The sequence below is a fragment of the Acinetobacter sp. DMC2 genome (assembly GCF_056314305.1).
Genome location: NZ_JBQUYP010000005.1, coordinates 164253 through 185887, shown reverse-complemented (window position 1 = coordinate 185887; position 21635 = coordinate 164253). Strand labels below are relative to the sequence as shown.

Annotated in this window: 16 protein-coding genes and 4 tRNA genes; 8 read left to right on the top strand and 12 right to left on the bottom strand. The window is 39.8% G+C overall.

What is annotated here, in order from left to right:
* Window positions 1–34 precede the first annotated feature (34 nt).
* Entirely contained in the window at window positions 35–2221 is a 2187-nt protein-coding gene (locus ACT53H_RS12195; protein WP_174759111.1) for a solute carrier family 23 protein, read from the top strand.
* A gap of 66 nt (window positions 2222–2287) precedes the next feature.
* Here ACT53H_RS12195 and ACT53H_RS12190 read toward each other — a convergent pair whose 3' ends face one another.
* A complete protein-coding gene (locus tag ACT53H_RS12190; protein WP_004789875.1) occupies window positions 2288–3178 on the bottom strand; it encodes an SDR family NAD(P)-dependent oxidoreductase in 891 nt (296 codons plus the stop codon).
* Window positions 3179–3451: 273 nt separating this feature from the next.
* On the bottom strand, window positions 3452–4729 hold the full coding sequence (locus tag ACT53H_RS12185; RefSeq protein ID WP_005300900.1) for an O-acetylhomoserine aminocarboxypropyltransferase/cysteine synthase family protein: 1278 nt from the start codon (window positions 4727–4729) through the stop codon (window positions 3452–3454).
* 295 nt (window positions 4730–5024) lie between these two features.
* On the opposite strand from ACT53H_RS12185, the gene ettA reads away from it, so the two are divergent.
* On the top strand, window positions 5025–6686 hold the full coding sequence (ettA, locus tag ACT53H_RS12180) for an energy-dependent translational throttle protein EttA (RefSeq protein WP_005300902.1): 1662 nt from the start codon (window positions 5025–5027) through the stop codon (window positions 6684–6686).
* Window positions 6687–6747: 61 nt separating this feature from the next.
* Here ettA and ACT53H_RS12175 read toward each other — a convergent pair whose 3' ends face one another.
* Window positions 6748–7440: a YidX family protein gene (locus ACT53H_RS12175; protein ID WP_353158102.1), complete on the bottom strand. Its 693-nt coding sequence runs from the start codon at window positions 7438–7440 to the stop codon at window positions 6748–6750.
* Window positions 7441–7597: 157 nt separating this feature from the next.
* Here ACT53H_RS12175 and ACT53H_RS12170 point away from each other — a divergent pair, with 157 nt between their 5' ends.
* From ACT53H_RS12170 to ACT53H_RS12150, 5 genes are all read left to right on the top strand, one after another.
* Window positions 7598–7996, top strand: a complete 399-nt coding sequence (locus tag ACT53H_RS12170) for a cation efflux protein, CzcI-like (RefSeq protein WP_216069894.1) — start codon at window positions 7598–7600, stop codon at window positions 7994–7996.
* A 54-nt stretch (window positions 7997–8050) separates the two neighbouring features.
* The gene (locus ACT53H_RS12165; protein WP_174758837.1) at window positions 8051–9466 is read left to right on the top strand and encodes a TolC family protein; all 1416 of its coding nucleotides are present in this window, start codon (window positions 8051–8053) and stop codon (window positions 9464–9466) included.
* A 2-nt stretch (window positions 9467–9468) separates the two neighbouring features.
* Window positions 9469–10689 carry an efflux RND transporter periplasmic adaptor subunit gene (locus ACT53H_RS12160; RefSeq protein WP_440203177.1) on the top strand — a complete coding sequence of 407 codons (1221 nt, stop codon included), beginning with the start codon at window positions 9469–9471 and terminating at the stop codon, window positions 10687–10689.
* The gene (locus ACT53H_RS12155; protein WP_476009292.1) at window positions 10679–13837 is read left to right on the top strand and encodes an efflux RND transporter permease subunit; all 3159 of its coding nucleotides are present in this window, start codon (window positions 10679–10681) and stop codon (window positions 13835–13837) included. Before ACT53H_RS12160 ends, ACT53H_RS12155 begins: the two co-directional genes overlap by 11 nt.
* 131 nt (window positions 13838–13968) lie before the next feature.
* A complete protein-coding gene (locus tag ACT53H_RS12150) occupies window positions 13969–14925 on the top strand; it encodes a cation diffusion facilitator family transporter (protein WP_174731007.1) in 957 nt (318 codons plus the stop codon).
* 19 nt (window positions 14926–14944) lie between these two features.
* Here ACT53H_RS12150 and ACT53H_RS12145 read toward each other — a convergent pair whose 3' ends face one another.
* Window positions 14945–15283 (bottom strand): hypothetical protein, encoded by a 339-nt coding sequence (locus ACT53H_RS12145; RefSeq protein WP_004789850.1) that lies wholly within the window; start codon window positions 15281–15283, stop codon window positions 14945–14947.
* A gap of 274 nt (window positions 15284–15557) precedes the next feature.
* Between ACT53H_RS12145 and ACT53H_RS12140 the strand changes: the two genes are divergently transcribed.
* A complete protein-coding gene (locus ACT53H_RS12140) occupies window positions 15558–16508 on the top strand; it encodes a hypothetical protein (RefSeq protein WP_005300925.1) in 951 nt (316 codons plus the stop codon).
* 86 nt (window positions 16509–16594) lie between these two features.
* On the opposite strand, the gene ACT53H_RS12135 is transcribed toward ACT53H_RS12140, so the two are convergent.
* From ACT53H_RS12135 to ACT53H_RS12100, 8 genes are all read right to left on the bottom strand, one after another.
* Window positions 16595–16670: transfer RNA gene (locus ACT53H_RS12135), tRNA-Glu, on the bottom strand.
* Window positions 16671–16700: 30 nt separating this feature from the next.
* A tRNA-Glu gene (locus tag ACT53H_RS12130) sits at window positions 16701–16776 on the bottom strand.
* Between the two features lie 121 nt (window positions 16777–16897).
* Complete coding sequence (locus tag ACT53H_RS12125; RefSeq protein ID WP_174738986.1) at window positions 16898–17794, bottom strand: lipase family protein; 897 nt, start codon at window positions 17792–17794, stop codon at window positions 16898–16900.
* Between the two features lie 119 nt (window positions 17795–17913).
* Entirely contained in the window at window positions 17914–19335 is a 1422-nt protein-coding gene (locus tag ACT53H_RS12120; protein WP_004789844.1) for an amino acid permease, read from the bottom strand.
* A gap of 128 nt (window positions 19336–19463) precedes the next feature.
* A tRNA-Glu gene (locus ACT53H_RS12115) sits at window positions 19464–19539 on the bottom strand.
* Window positions 19540–19564: 25 nt separating this feature from the next.
* Window positions 19565–19640, bottom strand: a tRNA-Ala gene (locus ACT53H_RS12110).
* Between the two features lie 57 nt (window positions 19641–19697).
* Window positions 19698–21206, bottom strand: a complete 1509-nt coding sequence (gene gltX, locus ACT53H_RS12105; protein ID WP_476009291.1) for a glutamate--tRNA ligase — start codon at window positions 21204–21206, stop codon at window positions 19698–19700.
* A gap of 116 nt (window positions 21207–21322) precedes the next feature.
* The gene (locus tag ACT53H_RS12100) at window positions 21323–21622 is read right to left on the bottom strand and encodes a hypothetical protein (RefSeq protein ID WP_005038248.1); all 300 of its coding nucleotides are present in this window, start codon (window positions 21620–21622) and stop codon (window positions 21323–21325) included.
* Window positions 21623–21635: the final 13 nt, after the last annotated feature.

Sequence of the window (21635 nt, the reverse complement as noted above, 5' to 3'; positions counted from 1 at the left end):
TTGCTTATTTCTTTTTATTATAAATGGTTGTTTTATGTCGGTTTTAAACCTGAAAAATAGATTTCATTTAAAAGACCTCTTATCTGGAGTCGTCGTATTCCTTGTGGCATTACCGCTGTGCTTGGGTATCGCTTTAGCCTCAGGTGCTCCCATCATCTCAGGTATTATTGCAGGTATTGTGGGCGGTATTATCGTAGGTTTGCTAAGTGGTTCCCACATTAGCGTTGCAGGCCCAGCGGCAGGGCTGACTGCCGTCATTCTTGTACAGTTAGAACAACTAGGCGGCAATTATGCCGCCTTTTTATTATGTATTATTTTTGCTGGTGTCCTGCAAATTCTATTTGGATTATTCAAGTTAGGTTTTTTTGCTAACTTTATTCCAAATAATGTCATTTTAGGATTATTGGCCGCTATTGGTGTCATCCTGATTGCGACACAATTGCCTTATCTGTTTGGACTTTCTGATTTTTCATTGAAACAGGTTTGGACTTCAACCCCAGATGCATTTCTACAGCGTTTTGATGGCGGAGCTGCACTTATTGGTTTGCTCAGTTTATTCTTAATTTTAGCGTGGGATAGTAGCCCACTCAAAAAACTAGCTTTACCTTCGGCATTGATTGCGGTTGTGCTCGCAGCAGTTTTAAATTTTGTTTTAGTGAGTATTGGCTCTGCATGGGCAGTGCAAATTGATAACCTCATTCAGTTACCGAATATCTTACAAGCACCTGAAGATGTCTTAATCTTTCCTGATTTTAGCTATTTAGCTGAGCCTATGATTTACACAGGGGCCATTACTCTGGCTGTCGTGGCATCTTTAGAAACATTATTGAATTTAGAAGCAGCAGACAAAATTGATCCTCAAAAACGCTCTTCTCCTCCTAACCGTGAACTCTGGGCACAAGGTACAGGTAACATCATTTCTGGCTTAATTGGTGGAATGCCTGTGACCTCAGTGATTGTACGTAGTTCGGTAAATGCAAATACAGGCGCGCGTAGTAAATGCTCTACCATTATTCATGGCGTATTGTTGCTGCTAGCGGTTTTGTTCTTTGTGCCATTAATGAACATGATTCCTCTGTCGGCATTGGCTGCAATCTTAATCGTGACAGGCTTTAAGCTTACCCACCCAAAACTCTTTAAACAGCTTTATCAAAAAGGTTGGAAACAGTTTTTACCTTTTATTATTACCTTGGTTGCAATTTTACTGACCGATCTTTTAATGGGAATTTTAATTGGTCTGTTCACCAGTAGTGCTTTTATTCTCTATGGTAATTTTAATAAAGGTATACGTGTTTATAGAGAGAAGCGCTTGCATGGCGTAGTGACTCGTATTGAACTTCCATCACAAGTGACCTTTCTTAATCGTTCTGCGCTTATTTCAGCATTGGAACATGTGCATAAACACCAACAACTCATTATTGATGCGACTCAATGTGATTCAATCGATCCTGATATCTATCAAGTTATTCAAGATTATCAAAGTGAAACGGCCATTAAACGTCAGGTAAATCTTAAACTGGTTGGGTTCAAACAGCACTATCAAGACGTTGATGATGCTGTACTTGATATTGATATTAGTACACATGACTTGCAACAAAAGCTGAGTCCGCAACAGGTCGTCAACTTACTTAAAGAAGGGAACGAACGTTTTGTAAAAAATGAACGTCTACAACGAGATATTTATCGACAAATTCGTGTGACTGCAGATGAAGGGCAGCATCCGATTGCAGCCGTGCTTGGTTGTATGGATTCACGTGCTCCTACCGAAATGATTTTTGATGTAGGTATTGGTGATCTGTTTAGCTTACGAATTGCAGGTAATATTGCGGGGCAAAAAGTACTGGGTTCTCTTGAGTTTGCTTGTCAGGCTAAAGGCTCTAAAGTCATTGTTGTTTTAGGACATACCGATTGCGGTGCTGTGACGAGTGCATGCCAATTACGTCTAGAACAAAAGCAAGTGTCTGATGTGAAGGAAATGCCACACATTCAATATGTGCTTGGGCCATTGATGCATTCGGTTGATAGCGTATATGACATTATGCAGCCCCGTGAATTAGGTAATGCTTTTATTAGCCAAGTGACCGCAATGAATGTTCACTACAACATCCAATACATTATTAATAACAGCAGTGTGCTTAAAGATATGGTTGAGCGAGGTGAGATTGTAGTTGTGGGTGCAATTTACGATGTAAAAACAGGGCATGTTCAATTTCTTGATTGATAACTTCTTTAATTAAAAAAGCGCCTTATTTAAGGCGCTTTTTTTCACTATGGCATCAACTCAAAATTACCAGTGTTCGCCTGGGAAGATCCGTGCATATGCTTTTTGTGCCCAGTTTAATTTCTCGGTTTTTTCACCTTTTGCTGCATCTGAACTTGGGAACAAACGGAAACCAATCGACATAAACATATTGTTGATGCCTGGTGCAACCGAATATGTCATTGAAGCTAAGCGGCCTAAGTTAGTTGCCATACGTTTCGGGCGTTTCACAATTGCATAAGCAATTAAGTCAGCAGCCTGATCAGGTGAAAGTGTTGGTACATATTTATAAATTTTAGTCGGTGCAATCATTGGGGTACGAACCAATGGCATATAAATTGAAGTAATCGCAATTTTGTGTGCATGAACTTCGGCCGATAGACAGCGGCTAAATGCATCAAGCGCTGCTTTAGACGCAACATAAGCAGAAAAGCGAGTCGCATTTGCTAACACACCAATCGAGCTAATATTAATGATTTGCCCATCTTTACGCTGAATCATATGCGGCAAAATATTAAGAACTAGGCGTACTGCGCCAAAATAATTTAATTGCATGGTGCGTTCAAAGTCATGAAAACGATCATAAGACTCATGTACGGCACGGCGAATAGAGCGACCTGCGTTATTAATTAAAATATCAATGTGATCAACAGTCGCTAAAATTTCTTTAGACACTTGATCAATCATGTCCATATCGTTGAGATCACACGGGAAAATTGATGCCTTACCGCCACGACTTTCAATGTCTGCTTTGACTTCTTCCAAAGTTTCTTGAGTACGGGCAACCAGTAAAACATGGGCACCAGCATCAGCAAGCTTATTTGAAATCGTTAATCCGATTCCACTCGAGGCGCCTGTCACTAAAATGACTTTATCTTGTACCTTTTCCTGGAACAGAGCTTCTAATTTTTTATTCACAGCATTTTACCTAAGTAGGGGCAGGGACTATTTATTCCGGTATGTAATTTTTATTTTTTACAACCGTAGGTTCATCCAAATGAACTCATAAATATGGCTATTATCTTAATAGATGTTTAAAAATTGTCTAGTCTGTAAATATATGAAATTTAACAATTTATTTAGAGTAAAAACTCTAAAATACGATCTTAATCTATTAATTATTTTAGTTGTATAATAAATGAAAAATAAAAAAAGCCTCTATTTCCAGAGGCTTGTTGAATAGTTTAAAAGTTATACAGCTGAAAGTGCTTGGTCTAAATCGGCAATTAAGTCATCAATATGCTCAATTCCAATTGAAAGACGTACCATATCTTCGCTTACACCAGCAGATTTAAGTTCTTGTTCATTAAGCTGGCGATGAGTCGTCGTTGCAGGATGACACGCCAAACTTTTTGCATCGCCAATATTTACGAGACGAGTAAATAATTGAAGAGCATCGATGAATCGAGTGCCGCCTTCAAGACCATCTTGTACGCCGAAAGATAAAATTGCAGACGGTTTACCTTTTACATATTTTTGAGCAAGTTGGTGTTGTGGATGATCTTTTAAACCTGCGTAGTTAACCCATTTTACTTTTGGATGAGTCTGTAAATATTCTGCAATTTTCTGAGCATTTTCAGTATGACGCTCGATGCGGAGGTTTAGAGTTTCGAGACCTTGTAAAATCAAGAAAACACTCAGTGGGCTAATTGCCGCGCCTGTATTGCGTAATGGCACTACACGAGCTCGTGCTATATAGGCAGCCTCGCCTAAAGCTTCGACATAATTAACCCCGTGATAACTTGGGTCAGGCGTGTTCAAAACTTTAAAACGTTCCGGATATTTACCCCAAGGGAATTTACCGCTATCTACAATCGCTCCACCAATGCTATTACCATGTCCACCGATATATTTAGTAAGCGAATGAATGACGATATCGGCACCATATTCAAATGGTTTTAATAAAGCAGGGGTGGCAACGGTGTTATCGACAATGACAGGTACACCATATTCATGTGCGATTTTCGAAATTTCTTCTAGATCGATGATATTTCCGAGTGGGTTACCAATTGACTCAACAAAAACAAGTTTAGTTTTATCATCAATTAAGTCACGTAAGCTTTCAGGTTTTTGATAATCAAAAAAGCGAACTTCAATGCCTTGTTTTGGTAAGGTATGGGCAAATAGATTATACGTTCCGCCATATAAGGTTGAGACTGAAGCAATATTGTCTCCAGCTTCGGTAATCGTCTGAATTGAGTAGGTAATTGCTGCCATTCCAGAAGCTAGAGCTAAAGCACCAATCCCGCCTTCGAGTGCAGCAAGGCGTTGCTCAAGTACAGCAGTGGTCGGGTTCATAATACGGGTATAAATATTACCCTGAACTTTTAAATCAAAAAGATCGGCACCGTGTTGTGTGTTATCAAATGCATAAGAAGTGGTTTGATAAATAGGGACCGCAACTGCTTTTGTGGTTGCTTCTGGTGAATAACCAGCATGGATTGCTAAGGTTTCATCTTTATAAGTCATGATTACTTCATCTTCGTGAGTTAAATATTGAGCGAGTCTAGCCTAAAATTCATATTGAAAATTGCAGAAATTCTGGTTTGTTTTCTAATTTTAGGAATAAAGATAGAAAAATATACGCTGAAACGCTGTATAAATCTTATACATAAACATTTTGCAACTTATTGAAAAAGAAAATTGTTTGATAAATCCGTACGATGGAAATCATAACTTCAAGTCAATGAGGTTTTCAGCGTATAATACGCGCGATTATTTATCGCTTATGCGATGTATTGGTTTTTCAATTGAGGAGTCCTGCGTGGCCCAATATATTTATACGATGAACCGAGTGTCTAAAATGGTTCCGCCAAAGCGCGAAATCCTAAAAGACATCTCTTTATCATTTTTCCCGGGTGCCAAAATTGGTGTGCTCGGTTTGAACGGTGCAGGTAAATCTACCCTGCTTCGTATTATGGCTGGCGTAGATAAAGATTTCTCTGGTGAAGCTCGTGCACAACCTGGAATTAAAATCGGCTATTTAGAGCAAGAACCACCGCTAGATCCGACAAAAGACGTTCGTGGTAACGTTGAAGATGGCGTGCGTGAAGCTTTAGATGCATTAGAGCGTCTTGATCAGGTTTTTGCAGAATATGCAGACCCAGATGCAGATTTTGATGCACTTGCAAAAGAGCAGGAAAAATTAGAATCAATTATCCATGCTTGGGATGCACATAACCTAAACAACCAGCTTGAAATTGCTGCGGATGCTTTGAATCTTCCAGCTTGGGATGCAGACGTAACATTACTTTCTGGTGGTGAGCGTCGTCGTGTTGCACTGTGCCGTTTATTACTTTCAAAACCAGATATGTTACTTCTGGACGAACCGACGAACCATTTAGATGCTGAATCTGTAACTTGGTTAGAACGTTTCTTGAAAGATTTTCCAGGTACTATCGTTGCGATTACGCATGACCGTTATTTCTTGGATAATGTGGCTGAGTGGATTCTTGAACTTGACCGTGGTATGGGTATTCCTTATCAAGGAAACTATTCTTCTTGGTTAGAACAAAAGAATGCGCGTTTAGAACAAGAGCAGAAACAAGAAGAATCTTTTGCTAAAGCATTGAAAAAAGAACTTGAATGGGTTCGTTCAAATGCGAAAGGTCAGCAAAAGAAAAACAAAGCACGTATGGAACGTTTTGAAGAGCTTAACTCTAAAGAATTCCAACAACGTAATGAAACGTCTGAAATCTATATTCCACCTGGCCCGCGTTTGGGTAATAAAGTTGTGGAAGTTGAAGGTATCAGTAAATCATTCGATGGCCGCTTGTTGTACGAAAACTTAACCTTTACCGTACCTCCAACAGCGATTGTTGGTATCGTTGGTCCAAACGGTGCGGGTAAAACGACTTTATTCCGTATGATGACTGGTGAACAGCAACCTGATACAGGTACTGTGACCTTGGGTGAGTCAGTTAAAGTGGCTTATGTTGGTCAGATTCGTGACACTCTAGATAATAATAAAACTGTTTGGGAAGAAGTCTCTGGCGGTTTAGATATCTTAAAAATCGGTGATTACGAAATCGCGTCACGTGCTTACATCGGCCGTTTTAACTTTAAAGGTCAAGATCAGCAAAAACGTGTAGGTGAATTGTCTGGTGGTGAACGTAACCGTTTACAACTTGCGAAGATCTTGCAGATGGGTGCAAACGTGATCTTACTGGATGAGCCATCGAACGACTTGGATATTGAAACTTTACGTGCGCTTGAGGATGCAATTCTTGTATTCCCAGGTACCGTAATGGTGGTATCGCATGACCGTTGGTTCCTTGACCGTATTGCGACACATATCTTGTCATTTGAAAATGAACAGCCAGAATTCTACGCAGGTAACTATGCAGAATACGAAGCGTATCGTCAGTCACGTTTAGGTGATGATGCTGTTCAAAAACGTACGAAATACAAAAAAATTAGCGGTTAATCTCTGCTAATTGAAAAAACCAGCCTAAGGGCTGGTTTTTTTATTTTAAGAGTGAAAGATCTTATTTATTAAAGTCACCATGTAAATCTGACCATATTAATGATGGAGCTACCGTAATCACATCAAAGGTCATTGCTAAAGGGTATAATGCCATGCGTGTTACACGTTTAAACGGATGTTTCTTGGTTATTTCATCTTTTTGCTGTAAAGCGACTGGATAGGGAACTGAGAGTTGCTGTTGAATTTTTTGATTCTCTGCTTTTTGGTAAATCTTTCCTTTAAAGCGGATGATGGTGAAAGGATAAAAAACTTGTTGTTGATTTTCCATTGCCATGAATTGATTCTTAAAACCTAAGGTCTTTAAAAGTTCCTTTTGCTTTTCATCCATTTTGGACGTAGGGATATTATAACGAATCGTTATTTCTCCATGGAAATGGGTGGAATCATCCATCTCAAGTACAAGAGGTGATGGTGTCTTTATTGTTCTCTGCTCTGCTGGAATACTTTTGATAATATTTAAAAGGTTTGAGCTACCGTCAGTCATTAAATAATTATAATCTTGACCGATAAATACAAAGCCTTGTTCTTGATCATTTTTAACTGCTTGACCTAAGGCAATAATTTGATCGGTTTTTAAAGTGGTTGTTTTAATTTCAGTTGTTTCATTTGGTAAAGCGGTGGACAACATATTGGTCGCGCAGCCTGTTAAGCCTAGACAAATGGTTAATATAGATACAGAAAAAAGCTTATACATAAAGGTTACTCAAAAGAAATTATTTTTGTCTCGTATAACGTGAGATAAGTTCTAAATTAAAAAACGGAGATTTATGAATCGAGGTTTTGTAATTTTATTACATGCCTAGGGCCTGTTATAGTGCCTTTGTTCAACTTTTTAGTTCAATGGTGTGCTTTTGCCACGTTCCGCAATTTTTATGTCCGTCTTGTTTAGTTTGCTCATATTTCAGAGTTTATGGAATGTGGCAGCTGCATTTTGCGCGCATGAAAATCAGGAAAAAGCATTGCATCATTTCGGGCATCACGCAGCTTTAGATGTATATCAATCTTCACATCAAGCTCATACTGAACAGAAAGATGCCGGAAACGCCTCTCATAAACCGCCTTTAAATTTGCAAGATCATCATGATCATTTGCCTTCATGTTTTCATGTGGTGATGACTGAAGTTGCAAAGCAAGCTGAAACACCTGTAGTGCATGTGCAGGAACTCTCACAAATTTATCACTGGTCTAATTCTTACCAGTCGCCCCATCTTACTGCTTTAAAACCTCCTCCTGTTTTATCCCCGCTATAGGTGGGGTAGCCAAAACGAGCCCACCGCATCTCTTATTTATTGCGGGGCAAAAACATGTCTTCTATTTTTTCAACTCGAGTGAGTTCTACTTCTCACTTAGAGAATAACGTTAAGATAACGTTAAAAAAAGTTTTAACAATCTCAAGCCTATCTGTTGCCATGCTATTGGCTGGACAAGTAGCGATGGCTCAGTCTGAGATTCAACAAGAACGTTATATTCAAAAAGCAGCGTTTACTTTTGACCAAGCCTTAGAGCAGGTACAAAAATATCAAAGTCAGCAAGGTGTTTGGCAAGCACAGCAGCAAATGGCTGAGGCCAATTTAAAGCAAAGTCGTTTATGGGCCAACCCAAGTCTTTCTATTGAACAAACTGGTTTCCAAAGTGATCAAGAAAAAGAACTTGCGATAGGCATTTCTCAGCCTTTAGATATTTTTGGACAACGTAAGGCTGCGCAAAACTTGGCAAAAGTGGAAATATCAAAAATTGATTTGGCCGAGCAGCGTTATCAAGCTGAACTTGGATTAATCGTTAAATATTTCTGGTCACAAGTGGCTTTGCTTGAGCTTGAAAAGTCTCTTATTGCAGAGCAGCTAGAAGTCAGCCAAGAAAATTTGTTGGCATCGGAAAAGCGTTATCAAGCAGGAAGTATTGCGCAAGTGGATGTAGATCGAGTGCGGATGTCTCACTTGGAAAATCAGCGTTTATACCAACAAGTTGATTTAAAACTTCAAGTTGCGAAACAGCAATTGGTGAACTTATGGGGAGGTGGTTCAAGTCAGTTTCAGCTATTCCAAAGTCCAAATCAGTTATGGGCATTGGCAGCGAATGTAGAACCAAGCCAAGATGCGCAAAATAATTTATTAGAGCGTTCTTTCCAGTTAGATGCTCTTGCGCAGCAAGCCAATATTCAGCAGCTTAAAGCAAAAGCAAGACCGCAGCCTACTGTAACTTTAGGTGTTAATAACACTCGTTCTCCAGAACAGAGTACGGATAACCAAATTCGTTTAGGTGTGGAAATTCCTTTAAATCTTTTTAATCGCCAGCAATACGGAATCAAGATTGCTCAGGCCAAACAAGAGTTATCTCAACGCCAGCAAAGCTTTTATCGACAGCAAAATCAGGTTGATATTGAAACCCTAATATCAGAGTTAAAAGGTTTACGCATCCAGTTTAAACAACTGAATGATCAGCAAGTTCCTCTTGCTATTCAAGTTCAGCAAAAAACATTGCAAGGTTTCCGTTTGGGTAAGTTCGCCGTTACCGATGTTCAACAAGCCACCATGCAATTGCAAGACGTGCGCTTACGTAAAGTCGAGCTATTAAAACAAGCTTGGCAAAATTCAATTGAAATTCAAAGTTTACGTCTTGGGTTAGAACCAGAGCAAATCATGGCGAAAGATGCCTTAATGCAACTCAATCAACGTGCTTGGCAACAAAGTCAAACATTCCCAACTCAGGCAGGAGAATAATAATGTCGACAAATTTAAAGAAAAATTCTCAATGGCTTTGGGTAGGGGTGATTGCTGCAATCACTGCACTATTAATTGGTTTACTGGTTTTAAATTCAAAAAATAAATCTAATTCTTCTGAAGCATCGGAAGGTCATGGGCATGCTGAAGAAGAGGGTGAAGAACACCATGAAGAAGGTGAAAAACCACTGTTACTCACTGCTCAGCAAATGCAGGAACAAAATTTAAAAATTGAACAAGCTGAACTAGGTGAAGTTCCTCAACTTCAAACTTATCCAGCAAAACTGGTTGTGAATACTGACCGACAAGCCCATGTCTCGCCAAGTTTTAGTGGTCGTGTCGAAGCGGTATATGTTGAATTGGGGCAACAGGTTAAAAAAGGGCAGGCTCTTGCAAGCTTATTGGTTCCAGATCTGGTCGATCAACAAGCAAATTTGCAAATTGCACAGTCTAATCTTGATTTAGCGCGTCAGGACTATGAACGCGAACGTAGCTTATGGTCTCAAGGAATTTCTGCCAAACAAGATTATCAACGAGCTTATAACGCTTACCAGCAGGCCCAAATTCAAGTGAAAGCAGCTCGCTCACGTCTAAGTGCATTCGGGGCGGGTTCCGGCTCAGGAGGGCGCTACACTTTAACGGCTCCAATTGCTGGGATGGTCAGTAATAAAGATATTGTGGTAGGTGAAAACGTACAGCTAGCAGACCAGCTTTTTATTATTAATCAGCTTGATCAATTGTGGCTGGAGTTTATTTTACCAAGCACCGCAAATCTGAATTTACAGCCAAATCAGCAGATTGAATTTAAATCTTTACAAACTGGGAATGCATTTAAAGCTCAAGTTCAAAGTTTAACAACTGAAGCCGATGCTCAAACGGGGCGTTTACAAGTGCGTGCCAAGGTCTTGGCAAATAGTAATGAATTGCGTCCAAACTTAATGGTTAATGTTGAGCTGAATTCTTCAGGCACAATGCAAAAAGTGACCCGTGTAAAAGCTCAGGCGATTCAACAAGTCGAAGGTAAAGACGTTATCTTTACCCCAAAAATGGTCAAAACAGGCTTTGAGTTTGAACCTGTCACAGTACAGTTGGGACAACGTTCTAAAGATGGTCAGTGGGTCGAAGTTGTAAAAGGTATTAATCCAAGCCAGCGCTATGTGGCAGAAGGTAGCTTCTTGCTGAAATCCGAACTGGAAAAAGGAGAGGCGGAGCATGGACATTAATAAACCAGAGCTACCCAAACCAGAAGGGTTGTTTGATAGAGTTATTCAGTTTGCTATTCAAAATGCTATTTGGGTCATGTTATTTGTACTGACTTGGATTGGAGTTGGGATCTGGAGTTATCAAAAGCTTCCTATTGATGCAGTTCCAGATATTACTAATACGCAAGTTCAGATTAATACTCAAGCCAATGGGTATACCGCTTTAGAGGTTGAACAGCGGATTACCTATCCTATTGAAAATGCGATGGCTGGTATTCCTAATCTAGAACAGACTCGTTCAATTTCACGTTATGGGCTTTCCCAAGTCACCATTATTTTTAAAGATGGAACAGATATTTATTGGGCAAGACAGCTGATTAACCAACGTTTACAAGAGGCAGACGGGCAACTGCCTGAATCAGTTGATCCAGTCATGTCTCCTGTTTCAACGGGGCTGGGTGAAATCTACCAATGGGTCGTGAAAGCAAAGTCTGGTGCTAAAAAAGCAGACGGCACGGCCTATACAGCCATGGATTTACGTGAAATTCAGGACTGGATTGTGCGTCCTCAGTTGCAGCGTGTGAAAGGCGTGGCCGAAATTAACAGTATTGGTGGCTACAATAAAACCTATCTTGTGTCACCTGATTTAAAACGTTTGCAGCAGCTTCAGATTTCAATCAATGAATTTCAAACAGCTCTACAAGAAAATAATGAAAATCGCGGTGCAGGTTTTATTGAAGAAAACGGAGAGCAACTCACCGTTCGTGTGCCAGGCATGCTAAGTAGTGTTCAAGATATTCAAAACATTACTGTGAGCACCAAAAATGGGTTACCAATTCGCGTGGCCGATGTAGCAAATGTCTCTATTGGACATGATTTAAGAACTGGTGCTGCAACTTACAACGGTGAGGAAACGGTTCTTGGTATTGCCATGATGATGATGGGAGAAAATAGCCGTACCGTTGCTCAGGCGGTTGATACCAAAATTAAGGAAATTCAGCCTACCTTACCTAAAGGTGTGGAAATCGAAACGGTTTATGACCGAACAAGTTTGGTAAACAAAGCAATTGCAACCGTACAGAAGAATCTTGTTGAAGGTGCAATTCTGGTTATTGTGATTTTGTTTATTTTTCTAGGCAATTTTAGAGCTGCTTTAATCACAGCCTGCGTTATTCCACTTTCGATGTTATTTACCCTAACAGGTATGGCTGAACAAAACATTAGTGCCAACCTAATGAGCTTAGGAGCGCTTGATTTCGGGATTATTGTAGATGGTGCAGTTGTTATTGTAGAGAACTGTATTCGACGTCTAGCAGAAGCACAGCATGCTTTACACCGACCTCTTACACGAGCTGAGCGATTTAAAGAAGTTTTCCTTGCAGCAAAACAGGCTCGTCGACCACTTATTTTTGGGCAAATGATTATTTTGGTGGTCTATTTACCTATTTTTGCTTTATCTGGTGTTGAAGCCAAAATGTTTCATCCAATGGCGATGACTGTAGTAATGGCATTATTGGGAGCCATGATTCTTTCTGTGACATTTGTACCTGCGGCAGTTGCTCTTTTTGTTACAGGTGAAGTGAAAGAAAAAGAAACGCGTTGGATGTTGCTTTTAAAGCAGAAATACCGAGATATCCTTGATCAGGCTTATCAACTTAAGATTGTGGTTGTTAGTTTTGCATTAAGTATTTTGGTACTCACAGGTGTGTTAGCGACCCAAATGGGAAGTGAATTTGCACCGCAACTTAGCGAAGGTGATTTTGCTTTGCAGCAAATGCGTTCACCGAGTACTGGGCTCGAGCAATCACTGCGAATGCAGGAAAATACTGAAAAACTCATTTTGAAAAACTTTCCCGAGGTAAAAGCTGTTTTTGCTCGAACAGGAACGGCTGAGGTTGCAACGGATGTGATGCCGCCTAATATCTCTGATGCGGTTATTTTGCTTAAACCACATGATCAATGGCCAAACTCTAAAGAGACGTTAGCTGAGCTGCGTTCACGTATGGAAGCTTTTTTAGCGACATTACCCGGTAATAACAGTGAGTTCTCTCAACCGATCGAGCTACGCTTTAATGAGCTAATTTCAGGGATTCGGAGTGATATTGGTGTCAAGATTTTTGGCGATGATATGCAAGTACTCAATGAGCAGGCTCAAGCACTCGCTCAGAAAGTACAAAAAATTTCAGGTGCCACAGCGGTTAAGGTAGAACAAACGAGCGGTTTACCGGTGCTGAGTGTTGAAATTAACCGACCTCTGGCTGCGCAATACGGATTATCTGCAAAAGCTATTCAAGATATTGTGGCAGCAAGTGTTGGTGGACAAAATGTTGGGCAGATTTTACAAGGGGATAGACGATTTGATTTTGAAATTCGCCTAGAAGACCAGCAGCGTACCATCCAAAACTTAGCTCAACTTCCGATTCAGCTACCAAATGGTGGACTGATCCAGCTTCAAGATATCGCTAAAGTTGAACGTACCTCAGGTTTAAATCAGGTGGGGCGTGAAAATGGTAAGCGTCGTGTCATTATTACTGCAAATGTAGAAGGCCGTGACTTAGGATCATTTGTTCAAGAATTAAGAGCGACACTCGCAAAAGAACAACTGCCAGCAGGTTATTGGTTGGAATATGGTGGTCAATTTGAAAATTTAGCCTCAGCTGCTGCCCGAATGAAAATTGTTGTTCCATTGGCGCTTGCTATGATTTTTATTTTACTCATGGCTGTATTTCATAATGTTAAAGAAAGCCTGTTGGTCTTTAGTGGCGTGCCGTTTGCTTTGTCAGGTGGTCTTATTGCCCTTTGGCTAAGAGATATTCCGCTGTCTATGTCGGCTGGTGTCGGGTTTATTGCTTTGTCGGGTGTCGCTGTTTTGAATGGTCTGGTGATGCTGAGCTTTATTAAAGAGCTTAGAGAAAAATTTGATATTCAAACTGCAACATGGAATGGAGCAATCTTACGTTTAAGACCTGTACTCATGACGGCTTGTGTCGCATCTCTTGGCTTTATTCCAATGGCTTTGGCAACTGGAACTGGTGCAGAAGTACAGCGACCTTTGGCAACTGTAGTAATCGGTGGCATTATTTCATCTACGATATTAACGCTGGTTTTATTACCGGTCATTTATCGATGGATGAATGAAGGCAAGACGAAAAGTGTTGAGCATTCATAATGTCATCGATTTGAGATATCTTTTTTGATGACAGAGTCAACTCAAAAAAGTGTTTGAAAGAGTTAAAGGTAATGGTGTCTTCATCGTTACTTTTAACTCACCATAAAGATAAATAAAAAGGAGTCCGCAAAATGGGTGGACATCATGGTCATGATCATAGTCATGCTGTAGTGACTGAAGGTAATGCTAAGAAATTAACGATTGCTTTAGCGCTTACGACAACGTTTTTAATTGTTGAGGTCATTGCAGGTTTAATCACACAAAGTTTGGCATTGCTTTCTGACGCTGCGCATATGTTTACAGATGCAGCTGCTTTGGCAATTGCTTTGGTCGCCATTCAAATTTCCAAACGTCCTGCCGATAATAAACGCACTTTCGGTTATCAGCGCTTTGAAATTCTGGCTGCTTTATTTAATGCACTCATGCTTTTTGTGGTGGCAATTTATATTTTATATGAGGCCTATATCCGCTTCTCTAAGCCACCTGAAATTCAAAGTATGGGAATGCTCATTGTGGCGACCATTGGTTTGGTGATTAATCTCATCTCAATGAAAATTCTCATGTCGAGTGCTAATAATAGCCTAAATGTTAAAGGTGCTTATCTAGAGGTATTGAGTGATGCGCTAGGCTCAGTCGGCGTTATTATTGGGGCACTCATCATTTACTTCACCAACTGGTACTGGGTCGATACAATTATTGCAGTATTGATTGGCTTTTGGGTATTACCAAGAACATGGGTTTTACTTAAACAAAGTATTAATATTTTGCTCGAAGGCGTGCCAGAAGAAGTGGATATTGAGAAGTTACGTACAGATCTGCTTTCTTTAAACGGTGTGGAGAGTATTCACCAACTTAAAGTATGGGCGATTACTTCTAAAAATATCCATTTAACGGTGCACTTATTTGCGCCTCAAGCGGACCGTACCAAGCTCTATCAAGATGCTGTTGAAATGCTTTCTCATGAACATGGTATTGGCGAAGTGACATTGCAAATTGAAGACGATGCTGAGATTAATTGTCAGCATATTGCTCAACATGCTTCACACGAGCATGATGACAATGACAAAGAACATTCACATCAGCATTAAGCTGATGTGAACACTTTTTTTAAATTTCCCATTCGTGATTGCAGTCACGGCATTTCCAATGTTTTTGTGACTGCATAAATGCTTGCATAGACAGTTTAAAGTCTGGCAAATCACGCCAAAACATAAAACCTGCTCCTACAGTCACAACAAAAACAACTACTGTTGCAATTTGAAGAGTGCTACCTGCACCATTGCCAAAAATCCACATAAAAATGCTAATCACAACCAAGAGCAAAAGTACAAAAAGTGCAGGAATCAAGATAGCAAGGCTTTTAGGAACTGCTGGTTTTACGCTGTTAATGCCTTGGCTTACAGGCATAATTTTAACACTCTGACATTGAGGGCAACGATATTGCATGAGAACTCCACATTTAGTTTGAATCTATTCTAACGGAAATGTCGGAAAAGAAAAAAATTTGTAAGATATCGATGAAGCGCTGTGAGTTAGCAAAAAATTACTTATGAATAAACAAAGAAATATAAAAAACTGATGATTTATCCGTACACATAAAAATTAAAATAATATTGTAGAGCATGCTAATCTACAGAAAAATGAAGTGTGATTAGCACTATAAATGAGCTTAAATACTCGTAAATAGGACGTGGAATAAATATAAAAAGGAGAGAGGGACTTGGGTCAACAAGATGACAATAAGTCGCAGCCTACAACGACAGCATCGGTTTTAGCTACCCCAGATACCGCAAAACCGTCATTATCTCGTCGATTACTGCATAAGACATTGCAACATGCCCAAGATGCAGTCGGGTTTGCTAGCGACACCACACGTAATATTGCAGAGGTTGCTGACGCGGCTTTAGACGCGCTCGATCAAGTGACTACCCACACCAGACGTGGAGTTGTTGGAATGACAAATCTGGCGGCCGGCACTGTAAGAGATATGGTGTCTGAAACCAGTGAAACCGCACGCCAAGTCGCATTGATAATGGCGCGTACATTTTTGGGGAAGAGTACCTTAACGTTGTACTTACCTGAAATGTTATTAAATAATCAAATTCGTAAGCGCATTGATCGCTCTGAAATTGATGATATTAAAATTAAATGTGGGAATGATAGTTTTCAAGTCGAAATTGATGGGCATTATCATCGGTTCATGTACCGTTTAAGTTTAGATTTTAAAGTATTGGAATGTCGTATTGGGCAGGAAAAATTTTTGCGCCTACGTCAAATGGATGAAAGTCTTGATGTCCAGATTCGTCATGGAGGAACACTGTCAAATTGGGCTGTGCGCCGTATTGGTCGGGTTGGTTTTGAAGTCGTAAATATGTTACCCATTCCCTCACTTATTAATCATTTGATTGGTGATATTCCGGGTATCCAACGTGATGGTCATCGTATGTGGTTTATTGACCTAGAGCAGGCAGGATTTATTGACTTTATTAATAACCGCTCTTGGATGGTTGAAAAGCTTTTGAGCTTGACTGATTTTAGCATTTTACCTGGTTTGAATATTTTGAGAGAAAGTCGAGAGTTGGTCCAGCAATTGGTAGATCAATTTGAAATTAGAGGACTACGGGTACAGTCGGGTCGCCTCGAAGTACAAGTGGGAATTGCAAGCTCATAGAGCGTAGGAAAAGCTGATCATTGATTGGCTTTTTATTTTTTAGGCAAGAAAAAAGCCACTGACGTTTGCAGTGGCTTTTTAGAATTTGGCGTCCCTACGGGGATTCGAACCCCGGTTACCGCCGTGAAAGGGCGATGTCCTAGGCCTCTAGACGATAGGGACAATATGTGAGGCATACATCTGAAAAATTATTGGCGTCCCTACGGGGATTCGAACCCCGGTTACCGCCGTGAAAGGGCGATGTCCTAGGCCTCTAGACGATAGGGACGTTTCAGAGGTGGGCGTATATTAGGTCGATTTAATAAAAGTGTCAAATAGTTTTCTGAAGAAATATTAAAAAAAAGAGTCAACCGATTAAAAATAACTCTAATTGTAGAAAATATATACATTTATCCTTCATTTTTCTGAAAAGGCTCAATAATTGCCTTTATAACGGACGGATGTTGTAGATACCCTAAAATCTCATGCGGCTGGTTGGCAAAAGTAAAAATCTCTTGATTAATGATGGGCGGAGTAAAATTAAAAGGTGCTTCACTTAACGGAAAAGCAGTTAAAAAATCATCTTTTGAGTAGAAATTATACCAATCACCATTGAGGCATTTTGGTCGTTCAATCGGAATAGGAAGTTTACTTTGAATCACCCGAAAAGAAAGTGGTGAAGCTAAGGTAACAAAGCGTTGTACTGCAAAATGATAAGAGGGATCTGATAGCAAGTGAAATGCGATCACAGAACCTAAAGAGTGTGCGACTACAATGCAATCTTCATCATCATGCATTTGTTTTAAAATTCTTTGGTGAACTTCGTACATAAAATCAGGATTAGATAAGTACATGTATGTTTCAATCAAGAATTGTTGAATTAAGCTCTCATGTAGTTTGGGAAAGTTATTTAAAAGCACAACCATTTCTTTAAGAACACGATCTTTTACTAACTGTGAAGTCAGATATAAGCGTTCTGATAAACTTTCTGCAGGTTGGTCAGGAGAAAGAGGAAGATGGGGTACAAAAGGAGTGTGTTCCTTAGGTGTAGAGGATTGCTGGTTTAAGTGGATAGGTAAGTGAAAGTTAAAAGATTTTGGAAGTAAGGTGTTGAGGTCTAATTGATTAGATAATTGATATTTCGTCATTAAATCGCCATAAAATGGCATATGTATATGTAGATCTCTTAAATTAACTCTACAATGTAATTGTTTTAAGCCCAGTTTAAATACTTTTAGCCAATGCTCCTTTAAACGATGTGCTGTGTAATTCTGTTGATTCATCCCATGGATAAATATAATTTTCATTGTAGGCAAAGAATTGTTTTTAATATAAATTTTAATCTACAACGGTAGATTCTATAAAGCCAGTATCTAGGTAAAAAAAAGTGTAGCTTTTTGCTACACTTTAAATCAATCAAAACGATTTAGACTTTATTGCGGTAAAAAATAAAATAGCTGACATAACATAAAGCTGTAAAAATCAGACAGCCCACAAAACCAGCACGCATTTCAGGGTCTGCAGCCATACTTAAGCAAGTAATAAAGCAGAAAATAAAACCTAAAATTGGAACGATAGGAAATAATGGAGCGGCATATTGCAAGTCTTTAACAGTATGACCAGATTTGTACCATTGGCGGCGGAAATTGAACTGACTTAAACAAATGCTCATCCAGACAATAACCATGGTAAAAGCAGCTACACCGAGTAGATTCTTAAAAATAGTCTCTGGTGCAAATTGCTCTGACAATAAACCCGGAATTGCACCGAACATCGTTACCACTAGAGCTACAATTGGTGTTCCACTTTTTGAGAGTGTAGCAAATACGCTGGGTAGTAATTTTTGTTCCGACAGTGACCACATCATACGTGAAGCGGCATAAAGTCCTGAGTTTGCTGCTGAAAGCAGAGCTGTAATAATTACAAATCGAATAATGTCATCCGCATATGGAATGCCAATATAATTAAATACAGTAACAAAAGGACTACTACTTACGCTTTCACCGCCTAAACCAGCAAGCTGAAAAGGAAGCAAAGCGCTAATAACAATAATGGTCCCGACAAAGAAAATAAGAAGACGCCAAATCGCAGCATTAATTGCTTTGGGTACATTCTGAGCTGGATCTTTGGTTTCACCTGCTGCTACGCCAATTAATTCTGTGCCTGAGAAAGCAAAGTTAACAATCAGCATGGTGGTGAAAATAGGAATTAAACCATGTGGGAACCAGCCTTGGGCTGTAAGATTACTAAATAGCGGTGCAGTTTGACTGCCATGAAAAGGAATTAAACCAAAAATTGCTAGCAGGCCGAGCACAATAAAAGCAATCACGGTAATGACTTTAACAAGAGCTAACCAGAACTCAGACTCAGCAAAAATGCGAGTTGAACTAATATTTAAGCCAAAAATAGTGATTGCAAAAACAATTGTCCAGATCCACATTGAAATATGTGGGAACCATTCCTGCATGAGTAAAGCCGCAGCTGTGAACTCAGTTCCAAGTGTTGCCGTCCAGGTAAGCCAGTACATCCAAGAAATCATATAGCCAGTACTAGGACTAATATATTTTTTGGCATAAGCACCAAAAGAGCCTGAAACAGGCATGTGTACAGCAAGCTCTCCTAGGCAAAGCATGACCATATAAGCGATCGCGCCACCAAGAATGTAGGCAATAATTGCGCCAATAGCTCCAGTTTGTGAAATGACTTCCCCTGAACCTAAAAAGAGACCAGTTCCGATAGCTCCGCCTAGTGATAACATCACAAGATGACGAGTACTCATGGCTCTTTTTAAAGGTGCAGTACTGTTCTGATGCTGATGAGCATCTAGTTGATTGTCAGATGGCTGCATATTACACATTGAGAGAATTAAGAAAGACGCTATTTTAGATAAAATAGACAAATGTGCAATCTAGAAAGAGATAAAGAATAATCAGTAAGGTGACGATAGAGTCTTTTTATAATTTTTAAAGCAGAATATGGCGTCCCTACGGGGATTCGAACCCCGGTTACCGCCGTGAAAGGGCGATGTCCTAGGCCTCTAGACGATAGGGACTTGATGAGGCAAACACAAAGGAGCGTGGTGGAGTCAAGCGGGATCGAACCGCTGACCTCTACAATGCCATTGTAGCGCTCTACCAACTGAGCTATGACCCCAGTTTGTGTGAGCGCAATATTAGGGGGGATGCGCTCACACGTCAACAAAAAAATGAATTAAGCTTCGCTAGTTGCTTCATTTTTAGGCAATTTTAAGCTCTCATTGAGTTTTTCCCAATTTTTAACTTCTTTCTTGCTTGGTCCACCCACAACTTCTAAGGCACGGCGTAAACGAGCAAAAGTTAAATCAGGCCCAAGGGTCACCATCGACTGCATTACAGGTGTTGAACTAGTTGAGCCTGCAATTGCGATAAAGAACGCTGGCATGAAATCGCGTAATTTAATCTCCATCTGGTTCGCAAGATCCATGAGGGTCTGGCTAACAGTGTCGTTATTCCAAGTAAACTGGCCTTCAAGACGCCAAATTGCAAATTGCAGACTTTGACGAACCTGTTCTTGAGTCAATTTTTTGCTTTCAAACATTTCAGCAGTAATTTGTGGCATATGGTTAAAATAGAAACCAGCCCAATTCACAGCTTCTGAAAGTAAATTAATACGTGGTTGAATGGCAGCTGCAATATCTTCTAAAGTGCTGCGATCACTTTTCCATGTTAATAAACGGTCTAATAATTGGCCAGGTGTTAAACCTTTGATCCATTGACCATTTAACCAATTCAGTTTTTCAACATCAAAAATTGGCCCACCTAGTGAAACACGTTGAATATCAAAGCTATCCATCATGTCTTGTAGCGTAAACACTTCACGCTCATCTGGCATTGACCAGCCCATACGGCCTAAATAGTTTAATAAGGCTTCTGGTAAAACGCCGATATCGCGATAGTAGTTAATTGATGTTGGATTCTTACGTTTAGATAATTTTGATTTATCTGGGTTACGCAGCAATGGCATGTGACAAAGTGTCGGCATTTCCCAACCAAAATATTGGTAAAGCAACTGATGCTTCGGTGCAGATGGAAGCCATTCTTCACCACGTAATACATGAGTGATTTCCATTAAATGGTCATCAACCACATTCGCTAAATGATAAGTCGGTAAGCCATCATTTTTAAGAAGAACTTGCATGTCGACTTGTGCCCAAGGAATTTCAACTTCCCCGCGTAATAAGTCATTAAATTTACAAATACCTTCTTCAGGTACTTTCATACGGATGACGTGGGGTTCGCCAGCTTCTAAGCGACGAGTTACTTCTTCTTGAGAAAGTTTTAACCCGCGACCGTCATATTTTGGTGTTTCACCGCGTGCTTGTTGTTCAGCACGCATCTGGTCTAGTTCTTCAGCAGTAGCGAAACAATAAAAAGCATGACCTTTTTCAACAAGTTCTAATGCGTATTGCTGATAAATTCCCATACGTTCAGATTGGCGATATGGTGCATGAGGACCACCTACATCTGGACCTTCAGACCAGTTTAAACCTAACCAACGCAATGAATCCAAAATCATTTTTTCAGATTCTGGTGTAGAGCGAAGTTGGTCAGTATCTTCAATTCTTAAAATAAATTCTCCACCATGTTGTTTCGCAAAACACATGTTAAATAAAGCAATGTAGGCAGTGCCGACATGAGGAAAACCGGTAGGAGAAGGTGCAATACGAGTACGAACTTTCATAGGTAATGGGTCAAAATAAAAATTGAAACTATTATAACGAAAAAGCCCAGTATTCTGACGTTTTATTTAACGTCAGTCTGGGCTAAAACTGAAACGAAGAGGGGGTGTTTCAGATTTTAAGAAGCATGCGGCTGAAAGATTGCCTGAACAAAACGTGAAAAACGTTCATGCTGAGCGGCAAGAAAATTTTGAGTCGGTGTAACGCGAATAGTGTTGAGTACTTTAAGCTCATCATCTGTAGAAGGTAATACAATAGGATTACGTTTCTGTTGATCTAAAGCTTTTTCAATAAGCGAAGTCTGCTTATCTGACCCGGTTTTATTTGGGGTATCTTTAAGTACTGCTGCTGCAGAAAACTGTGATGCTAAACCCAGCACCAAACTTAAGCTTAACGCTTTTCCATAATGAATTTTCATTATTAATCATCCC

Coding starts and splice junctions, on each gene's coding strand:
- ACT53H_RS12165 (WP_174758837.1), top strand. CDS start 8,051: ATGTCTTCTATTTTTTCAACTCGAGTGAGTTCTACTTCTCACTTAGAG.
- ACT53H_RS12125 (WP_174738986.1), bottom strand. CDS start 17,794: ATGAAAATTATATTTATCCATGGGATGAATCAACAGAATTACACAGCA.
- ACT53H_RS12100 (WP_005038248.1), bottom strand. CDS start 21,622: ATGAAAATTCATTATGGAAAAGCGTTAAGCTTAAGTTTGGTGCTGGGT.
- ACT53H_RS12175 (WP_353158102.1), bottom strand. CDS start 7,440: ATGTATAAGCTTTTTTCTGTATCTATATTAACCATTTGTCTAGGCTTA.
- ACT53H_RS12195 (WP_174759111.1), top strand. CDS start 35: ATGTCGGTTTTAAACCTGAAAAATAGATTTCATTTAAAAGACCTCTTA.
- ACT53H_RS12150 (WP_174731007.1), top strand. CDS start 13,969: ATGGGTGGACATCATGGTCATGATCATAGTCATGCTGTAGTGACTGAA.
- ACT53H_RS12185 (WP_005300900.1), bottom strand. CDS start 4,729: ATGACTTATAAAGATGAAACCTTAGCAATCCATGCTGGTTATTCACCA.
- gltX (WP_476009291.1), bottom strand. CDS start 21,206: ATGAAAGTTCGTACTCGTATTGCACCTTCTCCTACCGGTTTTCCTCAT.
- ACT53H_RS12160 (WP_440203177.1), top strand. CDS start 9,469: ATGTCGACAAATTTAAAGAAAAATTCTCAATGGCTTTGGGTAGGGGTG.
- ACT53H_RS12120 (WP_004789844.1), bottom strand. CDS start 19,335: ATGCAGCCATCTGACAATCAACTAGATGCTCATCAGCATCAGAACAGT.
- ACT53H_RS12145 (WP_004789850.1), bottom strand. CDS start 15,283: ATGCAATATCGTTGCCCTCAATGTCAGAGTGTTAAAATTATGCCTGTA.
- ACT53H_RS12155 (WP_476009292.1), top strand. CDS start 10,679: ATGGACATTAATAAACCAGAGCTACCCAAACCAGAAGGGTTGTTTGAT.